This window comes from Enterobacter cloacae complex sp. GF14B (genome assembly GCF_004136805.1).
GTDB lineage: Bacteria > Pseudomonadota > Gammaproteobacteria > Enterobacterales > Enterobacteriaceae > Enterobacter > Enterobacter hormaechei_C.
In genome coordinates this window covers 1-1,077 of sequence record NZ_QFRV01000321.1, presented here as the reverse complement: position 1 = coordinate 1,077, position 1,077 = coordinate 1, and the positions used below count along the sequence as shown (strand labels likewise).

Sequence of the window (1,077 nt, the reverse complement as noted above, 5' to 3'; positions counted from 1 at the left end):
AACATCTGTTGTTCTTGTGCATGCTGAATTTTGACTGCATTCGCATTCCAATCTATCTGCACATTGTACTCTTTTTGCCAAGGTTGTCCCAACAACATGGGGTGTTGTGTGCTTTCATCCTTGACCACATAAAACTTGTGTGGGTAAATATATTGATGTATTTGTACATGCAATATAGTCCAGCCCAATGTTTTCAACGAATGTGATGTACTACTTTCCAACACTTGTGGAGTAGGATGTAGCTGACTTGTGAGCTTGAGCTGTTTGTATAATCTGTAAGAGATCAAATTCGCTTGAGCTCCAGAATCAAGCAATGCCGTCGATTCAACTTGATTGCTACCCACTTTGACTGCAATTACTGGCTCCCTGTGTCTTCATCAAAATACTTTAGTCGAATGGCATTGATTCGCAACGGTGATCCACCTTGTTGTTGTTGTCGTAGAAGCCTTCTTTTTGCAATGCGTTCTTTTGCTTCTGCTTAAGCTTCTTCTCGTACCCTCTGTTTCTCCTTCATTTGTTGTTTTCCTTGATGGATTTGTTGAAGCATATCCTGTGTTAGTGGTAAATGATATTTCTTCAATCGACACCCACTAATCCAATTTGGAATTTCTTCACCTGCTAATGTAGCAAGCTTGACAGCTCCGCTTTGTGATAGGTCACTAATCACAAAGGGTCCCATCCCTCGCTTTTTAAGTTTCTTGGCATGTTGCTTCAAGGTATAAACAAGTACATAATCACCTGTTTTGAACTCTTTCGTGCACATGCTTGTCAAAAAACTCCTTTTGTCTTCTCTTTTTAGCATAGATCGAAGCTACAGCTTTCAAGCGAAGTTCATCTAGCTTTTCAAGATCATCTATTCTTGAAGAGAGCTCATGCCCTGTCCATTCTAAGCGTTTCGCTACTCGTAGAGTTGGAATTAAAAACTCTATGGGTAATATAGTATTTAGACCAAACACCATGTTGTACGGTGTTGTTACAATCGATATTTTATAAGCTACCTTGTATGCCCATAGTGTTGAGTGTAATTGTTGATCCCAGTCTGCCCTTCATTCTGATACAATTTTTGTCAAAACAGTG

At 39.6% G+C, this 1,077-nt stretch carries 2 protein-coding genes; both read right to left on the bottom strand.

The features are described from left to right. The coding region (locus DD606_RS25465) for a retropepsin-like aspartic protease (protein WP_176691509.1) at positions 1–344 on the bottom strand (344 nt) is incomplete at its 3' end. 134 nt (positions 345–478) lie between these two features. Further along, complete coding sequence (locus tag DD606_RS25460) at positions 479–763, bottom strand: hypothetical protein (RefSeq protein ID WP_129259515.1); 285 nt, start codon at positions 761–763, stop codon at positions 479–481. Positions 764–1,077: the final 314 nt, after the last annotated feature.

Bases quoted from the DNA above. Each gene is read 5' to 3' on its own strand.
- DD606_RS25460 (WP_129259515.1), bottom strand. From the start codon at position 763: ATGTGCACGAAAGAGTTCAAAACAGGTGATTATGTACTTGTTTATACC.